Genomic DNA, 7,829 nt, shown 5'->3' with positions numbered 1-7,829 from the left:
GCCGCGGGGCGCGGCATTGAACCGGGGGCGGCGCTGATGTCGGGGGCGAGGGGCCGGATCCTGCTGCTGGGCGGCACCGGTGAGGCGCGTGCGCTGGCCGCACGGCTGCACCCGGGCGTCGAGATCGTCAGCTCGCTGGCCGGCCGGGTGCCCGACCCGGCGCTGCCGGCCGGTCCGGTGCGGATCGGCGGCTTCGGCGGGCCCGAGGGGTTGGCGAGGTACCTGCGCGACGAGGCGATCACCGCCGTCGTCGACGCCACCCACCCCTACGCGGCGACCATCACCGCCACCGCGGCGCGGGTGTGCGCCGAATTGGGTCTGCCACATCTGGTGTTGGCCCGCCCGGGATGGGACAGCGCCGGGTACCTGTCGGTGCCCAGCGATCGTGCTGCCGCGGAACTGGTTGCAGAACACCGTTTTTCCCGGGTGTTCCTGACCACCGGACGCTCCGGCACCGTGGCGTTCCGGGACAGCACGGCGTGGTTTCTGATCCGGGCCGTCACCGAGCCGGACCCCGCGACGCTGCCCATCCACCACGAGGTCCTGCTGTCCCGGGGGCCCTACCGCTACGCCGACGAGCGGGTGCTGCTGCGTGATCACCGCATCGACGCGCTGGTCACCAAGAACAGCGGGGGAGCCATGACCCGGCCCAAGCTGGACGCGGCCACCGACCTCGGAGTGGCCGTGGTGATGATCGACCGGCCGTCGCTGCCGGCGGGAGTGGTCAGCGTCGCCGATGTCGACGGCGCGCTGCTGTGGCTGCGGTCCCTGACCGGCTGAGTGTCTTTCCCGACGGCGCGGAACGGCACGGTGGGTCGCCGGGTCGTGAACTGGGGCCGCGGTAGTGACTTTCCGGGGACCATCGCCTCTATCGCCCGACGGGCAGGACCGAGATGATGGTGTCAACCCCGTTTCGGGGGCCCACAACAGCGGAAGAACGACCACAACGGAACGGACTTGAGCCCGATGGACAACGGCAAGCCGCTACTGACCGACAGCGAGATCGACAGGCTGGCTGGTGAATTCCGCAGATCGAGTTATTACACGTTTGCGAACTGGCCGCTGGATCGACGCCTCGTCGGCTTCCTCCACGACCAGGGTCTGCGCCGGGCCGCGAACGACGGCGACGTCGCGCGCAGACTGGCCGAGCGCGTGATGGCATCCAGCCGCTGACGCGGCATCCCCAGACCGGTGAAGGGCCCAAGGGCCCTCGACCCAGATTGGCGGCACGATCATGAGCGATGAGACAACGCCGCGGACGGGCCTGCGGCATTGGCTGACATGGGTATTGGCGGCGGGCCTGGTTGCGCTGTTCGCCGTCGCATGCTGGCTGCTGTACCAGGCCGCCGCCCAACCCGACATGACCGAGACACTGTGGGCCCGCTACATCTACGTCTTCGGCGCCCTGGAAGCCATCGTGTTCACCGCGGTCGGATGGCTCTTCGGCAGGGAAGTCCACCGCAGCACCGCCGAGTTCGCCACGGAGGATGCGGCCAGGACCCGCCGGGAGAACGAGGAGATCCGCCAGCACGCCGCGGCGGTCGAGGACCAGGCGGAAAAGGGGCGGGCGCTGGCCGAGGCGGTCAAGGCATCCGTCGGTGCACTCGGCGGGATCGAGGGGATCGGCGGTGCCCACCCACAGGTCGAGTCGACACCGTCGCAGCTCATCTCGCTCAAGCAGATGGCCGACAACCTGTTCCCGTGACCGGCGGTGACCGTGCTGCTCGGTGCGCTCAGCCCGGGTAGTTGCGCGGGGTGAACACCCGGTCGGTCCCACCGTCGGTGTGCCACTGGGTCTGCGACGAGCCCACGATCAGCAGGCAGCGCATGTCCACCTCGGCCGGGTCCAGCTCGGCCAGCCGCACCACCTTGACCTGCTCGCGCGGGCCCGCGACGTCGCGGCCGATGATCACCGGCGTGCCCGGGTCGCGGTGCTCGGCGATCAGGTCGCGCATCGCGGCCACCTGCCAGGTCCGCGACTTCGACGCCGGGTTGTAGATCGCCAGCACCATGTCGGCGGCCGCGGCCGCCGACACCCGTGCGGCGATGACGTCCCACGGCTTGAGCCGGTCCGATAGTGAGATCACCGCGTAGTCGTGGCCCAGCGGGGCGCCGACCCGGCTGGCCACCGCCTGGGCGGCGGTCATCGCCGGAATCACCCGCACGGCCACGCCCGGCCACTCCTTGGCCTCCTCGAGCACCGCGGTGGCCATCGCGAACACCCCCGGATCACCGGAGGACACCACCGCCACGCGGTGGCCCTGCTCGGCAAGGGTGCAGGCCAGCCGGGCCCGCTCCGGCTCGTCGGTGTTGTCACTGGGGTGACGGCGCTGCCCGGTGCGCATCGGCACCCGGTCCAGGTAGGGGCCGTAGCCGATCAGGTCGGTGGCCGCCGCCAGCTCGCGGCGGCTCTGCGGGGTCATCCACTGCGGGTCACCGGGACCCAGACCGACGACCGCGACGCTGCCGGGGCCGGCGTCGCCGTCGGTGGGGGCGCGGTGTGCACCGGGCACCAGCACCAGCGAGAAGTACGGCACCGCCGCACCGTCGGCCTCGCCGGCCGCGCTGACCTGCTGCGCGTCGGTGCTGGCGCGCTCGACGTAGAACGCGTCCCCGGCCCGGCCGGCGGCCGAAAGGGCCTCCAGCACAGCGGGATAGGAACGACCCAGTTTCATCACGACGGCGGCGTCGCTGTCGGCGAGCCGGCGGGTCAGCTCCGCGGGCGGCAGGGTCCCGGGCAGCACGGTGAGCACCTCGTCGCCCTGCACCAGTGGCGTGCCCACCGCCGCCGAGGCCGCGCTGACCGAGGTCACGCCGGGCACGATCACCGCGTCGAACCGTTGGGTGAGCCGGGTGTGCATGTGCATGTAGCTGCTGTAGAAAAGCGGGTCGCCCTCGGCCAGCAGGGCGACGTTGCGTCCGGCCTCCAGGTGCGTGCCGATACGCGCGGCGGCCTCGGCGTAGAAGTCCTCCATGGCCCCCGCGTAGCCGCCGGGGTGGTCGGTGGTCTCGGTGGTGACCGGGTAGACCAGGTGTTCCTCCAGCTGGCCCGCCCGCAGGTAGGGCTCGGCGATGCGCCGCGCGATGCTGTGACCGTGCCGGGCGCTGTGGTAGGCCACCACGTCGGCCGCACCGATCACCCGTGCCGCCTTGACCGTCACCAGCTCCGGGTCGCCGGGGCCGAGTCCGACCCCCCACAGGGTGCCCCGGTTCGGGGATGCTGTCGTCATTCGTGTTCGCTCGCAATCGCATTGACGGCCGCGGCTGCCATTGCGCTGCCGCCGCGGCGGCCGGTGACCACCAGATATGACATCCCGCGGGGACGGTCGACGAGTTCCTGCTTGGACTGTGCGGAGCCCACGAACCCGACCGGTCCGCCCAGCACCGCCGCCGGCGCCCGCACCCCCTCGTCGATCAGTTCCAGCAGCCGGAACAGCGCGGTGGGGGCGTTGCCGATGGCCACCACCGAGCCGCCGAGGCGGTCGGCCCACAACTCGACCCCGGCGGCCGAGCGGGTGTTGCCGGTGCGCGCGGCGTGCTCGGCGGCGCGGGGGTCGGCTACCAGCGACACGACCTCGTTGGCCGCGGGCAGGCGGGCCGCGGTGACCCCGGCGGCCACCATCGACGAGTCGCAGAGCACCGGCGCCCCGGCGGCCAGCGCGGCGTGCGCGCGCGCCACCACGTCGTCGGTGAAGGCCACGTGATCGGCGACGTCGACCTGGCCGCAGGTGTGGATCAGCCGGACCACCACCCGGGCCACGTCCTCGGGGAACCGGGCCAGGTCGGCCTCGTCCCGGATCGTCGCGAACGACTGCCGATAGATTTCGGTCGCATCGCGGATGTAGTCGAGCACCCGCTTACCCTACGGGGCCTATCGCGGGCGGTATCCACCGCCGGTGGCCACCCACACCCGCCCGTCGCGGGGGCTGCCGCAGGCCCGCTCGCAGCCCGCGAAGTGTTGGCGCTGCGTGGCACCCGAGCGCGCTGCGGCCGCGGCGTCGGCGCGGACATCGGCCAGGCTGCGTTCGCAGCCCGGGCTGCCGGTGCAGGCGCTGACCGCCAGCCACGGCGAGTTCTCGTCGAACACCAGTCCCATCGGAGCCAGGACCCGCAAAGCGGTGTCGGCGGTCTGCTCGGGCAGATCGCAGATCAGCACCGAGCGCCACGGGGTCACCACCAGCGGCGCCTCGACGGCGGCCAGGAATTCCGCCGTGCGCGCCGGCAGCAGACCCAGCGGGACGCCCGCGCCGACGGTGACCAGCCCGCCGTCGTCCTGGGGGATCCAGCCGATGGGTCCGTGGGCGACCGGGACGGCCCGCTGTCGCCCGGCCGCCTCGGTGGGATACCCGTGCAGCAGCGCCGCGGGATCGTCGAGTTCGGCGACCCGCCAGTGCGCGCCGCGCAGGGCGAGGAATCGCCGGGCCAGGTCGACCAGCATGTCGACGGCCGCGGAGTCCGGTACCCGCACCCCGGTGTCGGCGCCGGCCAGCAGCACCGCGACCCGCCCGTCGCCGAGCGCCTGGACGCCGACATCGGCGGCCAGCCCCGACACGTCACCGCGGCCGTCGTCGAGGCCGAACCAGAACCGGCCCGGCAGGCCGGCCAGGTGCGGGTCGGCCAGCAGCGCCTCGTCGAGCGCGCGCACCCAGCCGCGCACATCGGCCAGGCCGCCGCTGCGCCCGGTCAACGGTGAGGCCACGATGTTGCGCACCCGTTCATGAGTCGGCGACGGCAGCAGCCCGGCCTCGGTGAGTGCGCCGGCCAGCGGGCCGGGATCGGCGATCCCGCGGATCTGCACACTGCCGCGCGAGGTCAGCTCCAGATCGCCCGAGCCGGAGCCGGCGGCCAGCTCCGCCAGCGTCTGCAGCCGGGCGGGCGTGAGCATCCCGCCGGGCAGACGCACCCGCACCAGCGCGCCGTCGGCGGCCTGGTGTACGCGCAGCGCGCCGGGGCAGGCGTCGTCGTCGCGGGCACGGTCACCGTTGGGGGCCATCGTGCAACGGTACGACGTGGGGCAGCGGCACGACGTGGGCGAGGCCACGGACGGGCCGAGGGGCTCGCCAACGGGTTCAGGGACCCAGCAGTCGACGCAGCGCATCGATCTGCATGCGGGTGACCTCGTCGCGCTCGACATCTCGATACTCGTGCAGGTGCTGCAGAGACCATTCGTCGAGGCACCTCACAATGCTGCTCACCAGCGCGATCTGCGACGACATCGGCATGTCGTCGCGAACGGCGCCGCAGGCTCGGCCACCGGTCAGCGCCTGCCTCACCCAGGAGCCGATGGACCGCAGAACCTCGGACATGACCGGGCTGTGTTCGACGGGCGCATCCGGCAGGTAGAAGAGTCTGCCCACGTCGGCGAGCCAGTCCCCGCGGGCGGCGACCGCGAGGACGTCGGTCACCAACCGCGTCACCCGGGCCCAGAAGTGCGGGCCGGCCAGATCCTCGGCCGCCGGGATGTCGAGGAGGTGGGCCAACTCGGTCATCGCCTCGCGCACCACCGCGTCGAAGAGCGCGGCCTTCGACCCGACGAAGTGGTAGAAGGAGCTCTTTCGCATGCTGGCCTCGCGGATGATCGCGTTGAGCGAGGCCTGCTCGTAGCCCCTGGCGGCGAACTCCCTGGCGGCCACTTCCAGCAGCCGGCGCCGCCGTTCCGCCGAAAGTTCACCCGCTGGCACGAGGTCAGCCTAGCGGCCCTGTACCACCCGGTCCAATGGTGCTGCCGTCGGATTGGACCAGGTGGTACAACGACGGGAGCCCCGCGATGCCGGAGACGACGGATGTGCTGGCCCAGGTCGACACGGCTCGCGGAGACCGCCCGCGGGTGCTCATCGTCGGCGCCGGTGTCGCGGGAGTGACCGCCACGCGTACGTTGCGCGCTCACGGCCTGCACCCGGTGCTGGTGGAGCGTGCCCGCCCCGGCGGCGACGAGGGCTACATGCTGGGCCTGATGCCGTTCGTCGACCCCGTGCTGGAGGATCTCGGCGCCCGCACCCGCTATCTCGAGCGCAGCGTGGGGATGCACCGATACCGCCTGCACGGAGCATCCGGTGCGGTACTCAGGGACTACTCACTCGACGAGGCGATCGGCCGATTCGGCGACTACCGGGGCATCGAGCGCGCGGAGTTGCTGAGCGTGCTCGGCCTCCAGACGCTGCCGGTGGCCTACGGCACCACGCTCACCGCGCTGGAACAGGATGCGGCGCGGGTCCACGTGACCCTCGACGAGGCAGGCACGCGCATCGAGGCCGATTTCGATGCCGTGGTGGTGGCCGACGGCCTGCACTCGTCCACCCGTCGGCTGGTGGTGGCTCCCGGCGAGGTCGGCCGCTACGACACCGGCTGGGGCGGATGGGTGGCCTGGACCAGCGCCGACGACGGGCAGGACCGCTACGAGGAAACCTGGGGCGCGGGCTCGTTCGTCGGGTTCTACCCGGTGCCCGGCCGCCTCGGGGTGTTCGTCGGCGGTCCGAACGAGACGACCGCGGCGGGGCCCGCGGAGTTCACCCGCCGGGTGGAACGCCACCTTCGCCACGTCGACGATCGCACCGCACGCGCGCTGCGTGCGGTGGCGGCCGCCCCGGACCCCTACTACTGGGCCATGTCCGACGTGCGGTGCCGCAGATGGACCGTGGGGCGGGTCGCGCTGCTCGGAGACGCCGCGGCGGGGTTTCTGCCCACCGCCGGCGTCGGCGCGGCCATGGCGATGGAGTCCGCGGCCGTCCTGGGCCGCGAGCTGGCCGCATGCGAGGCCGTCTCGGTGCCGAACGCGCTCGACGCCTACGAGCGCACGCAGCGTCCCCGCGTGCAGACCGCCCAGGACAACTCGCGCCAGCTCGCCCGACTGATGTTTCGCCGTGGGCGGCTGGTCACCGCGGTCCGCGACACGCTCACCCGGTTCGTCGGGGTCAATACCGCCCTCGGCCCGATCCGCAAGCTACTGGCGCAACGCGGGCCCTCGCCGGCCCGCCCGGCCGGCTCGGCGCGCCGACCGGGCTGACGTCGGCCACCTCGAAACGGACCAAAAGGACCGGACCGCGAACCGAGAAGGAGACAGACGATGGCCGAGCACCGACCTCGCCGAGACGTCAGCGAACTCCCGCACTACGGGCAACACTTCCCGTTCCTGCCGTGGACGACGACGACCAAGCTCCGGGTCTCCTGGGTCTTCGCCCGCAGGCTGCGCGCGGAGCTGGGCTGGACCCGATTCATCGCCTTCTGGTTGCGGCTGCCCGTCGCCGCCCTGCCCGCCCTACGGACCTGCCGCGCGGGTTTTTCGCTGATGCACGACAGCTTCGGGTTCCTGGCCGAAATGGAGTGGATCCTGCTCGTCGTCATCCACCGCCGCCTGGAGGCGTCGTCGGGGAAGGAGCGTGCCTACCGGTTCGCCAGGGAGGCCATCCAGGACTGCTCCCGGTTCATGATGAACGAGTTCTACCAGGCGGATCGACTCGCGCGGTTCGACGACCCCTTCGAAGCGTTCTGGAGCTATCACACGGCGATGTTCGCCGATGACCCGAACTACCCCAATGAACTCATCGACGAGGGCGACCTGAAGGTGATGGTCGTGCACCAGTGCCGAAACTGCCAGATCGCCGCGCTGACGGTGCCGGAGCTGGCCCCGCTCGGGTGCGACCACGACATCACCGGGTACCGCGCCATCGGGGACAAGACCCGCATGGAGTTCCGCAGACCCGTGACCCTGGCCAAGGACGGCCAGCCCTGCCGGTTCATGTTCTACCGGCAGGGCTGGCCGTCCTTGGCCAGGGTCACGGGTGTCCCGACCTCCATTCCGGGCCTGTCCTCTCATGTCTTCTCCAGATATC

General features: G+C 72.0%; 9 protein-coding genes. 5 read left to right on the top strand and 4 right to left on the bottom strand.

Annotated features, from left to right (window positions below):
* Window positions 1–36: 36 nt before the first annotated feature.
* The 3 genes from CSR00_RS28765 to CSR00_RS28755 all read left to right on the top strand — a co-directional run bounded on the left by CSR00_RS28765 (window position 37) and on the right by CSR00_RS28755 (window position 1,705).
* Entirely contained in the window at window positions 37–780 is a 744-nt protein-coding gene (locus CSR00_RS28765; protein WP_099025776.1) for a cobalt-precorrin-6A reductase, read from the top strand.
* A 186-nt stretch (window positions 781–966) separates the two neighbouring features.
* Window positions 967–1,173 (top strand): hypothetical protein, encoded by a 207-nt coding sequence (locus tag CSR00_RS28760; protein ID WP_099025775.1) that lies wholly within the window; start codon window positions 967–969, stop codon window positions 1,171–1,173.
* Window positions 1,174–1,234: 61 nt separating this feature from the next.
* Window positions 1,235–1,705 (top strand): hypothetical protein, encoded by a 471-nt coding sequence (locus CSR00_RS28755; protein ID WP_141564523.1) that lies wholly within the window; start codon window positions 1,235–1,237, stop codon window positions 1,703–1,705.
* A 28-nt stretch (window positions 1,706–1,733) separates the two neighbouring features.
* Here CSR00_RS28755 and CSR00_RS28750 read toward each other — a convergent pair whose 3' ends face one another.
* From CSR00_RS28750 to CSR00_RS28735, 4 genes are all read right to left on the bottom strand, one after another.
* Entirely contained in the window at window positions 1,734–3,230 is a 1,497-nt protein-coding gene (locus CSR00_RS28750) for a precorrin-2 C(20)-methyltransferase (protein WP_099025773.1), read from the bottom strand.
* Complete coding sequence (locus CSR00_RS28745) at window positions 3,227–3,853, bottom strand: precorrin-8X methylmutase (protein WP_099025772.1); 627 nt, start codon at window positions 3,851–3,853, stop codon at window positions 3,227–3,229. Before CSR00_RS28745 ends, CSR00_RS28750 begins: the two co-directional genes overlap by 4 nt.
* A gap of 18 nt (window positions 3,854–3,871) precedes the next feature.
* Complete coding sequence (gene cobG, locus CSR00_RS28740) at window positions 3,872–4,993, bottom strand: precorrin-3B synthase (protein WP_099025771.1); 1,122 nt, start codon at window positions 4,991–4,993, stop codon at window positions 3,872–3,874.
* 76 nt (window positions 4,994–5,069) lie between these two features.
* A complete protein-coding gene (locus tag CSR00_RS28735) occupies window positions 5,070–5,681 on the bottom strand; it encodes a TetR/AcrR family transcriptional regulator (protein WP_099025770.1) in 612 nt (203 codons plus the stop codon).
* Between the two features lie 86 nt (window positions 5,682–5,767).
* Between CSR00_RS28735 and CSR00_RS28730 the strand changes: the two genes are divergently transcribed.
* Together CSR00_RS28730 and CSR00_RS28725 are read left to right on the top strand one after the other, a co-directional pair.
* Window positions 5,768–7,003: an FAD-dependent oxidoreductase gene (locus CSR00_RS28730; protein ID WP_099025777.1), complete on the top strand. Its 1,236-nt coding sequence runs from the start codon at window positions 5,768–5,770 to the stop codon at window positions 7,001–7,003.
* Window positions 7,004–7,063: 60 nt separating this feature from the next.
* On the top strand, window positions 7,064–7,829 hold a 766-nt coding region (locus CSR00_RS28725), incomplete at its 3' end, for an L-2-amino-thiazoline-4-carboxylic acid hydrolase (protein WP_099025769.1).

The organism is Mycolicibacterium palauense (assembly GCF_002592005.1).
Lineage (GTDB): Bacteria > Actinomycetota > Actinomycetes > Mycobacteriales > Mycobacteriaceae > Mycobacterium > Mycobacterium palauense.
The sequence above is the reverse complement of the archived record's forward strand: the minus strand, read 5'-3'. Positions and strand labels throughout refer to the sequence as shown.

What these genes read in the sequence shown, in the direction of transcription:
- CSR00_RS28755 (WP_141564523.1), top strand. Translation starts at nt 1,235, where the DNA reads ATGAGCGATGAGACAACGCCGCGGACGGGCCTGCGGCATTGGCTGACA.
- CSR00_RS28730 (WP_099025777.1), top strand. Translation starts at nt 5,768, where the DNA reads ATGCCGGAGACGACGGATGTGCTGGCCCAGGTCGACACGGCTCGCGGA.
- cobG (WP_099025771.1), bottom strand. Translation starts at nt 4,993, where the DNA reads ATGGCCCCCAACGGTGACCGTGCCCGCGACGACGACGCCTGCCCCGGC.
- CSR00_RS28765 (WP_099025776.1), top strand. Translation starts at nt 37, where the DNA reads ATGTCGGGGGCGAGGGGCCGGATCCTGCTGCTGGGCGGCACCGGTGAG.
- CSR00_RS28750 (WP_099025773.1), bottom strand. Translation starts at nt 3,230, where the DNA reads ATGACGACAGCATCCCCGAACCGGGGCACCCTGTGGGGGGTCGGACTC.
- CSR00_RS28760 (WP_099025775.1), top strand. Translation starts at nt 967, where the DNA reads ATGGACAACGGCAAGCCGCTACTGACCGACAGCGAGATCGACAGGCTG.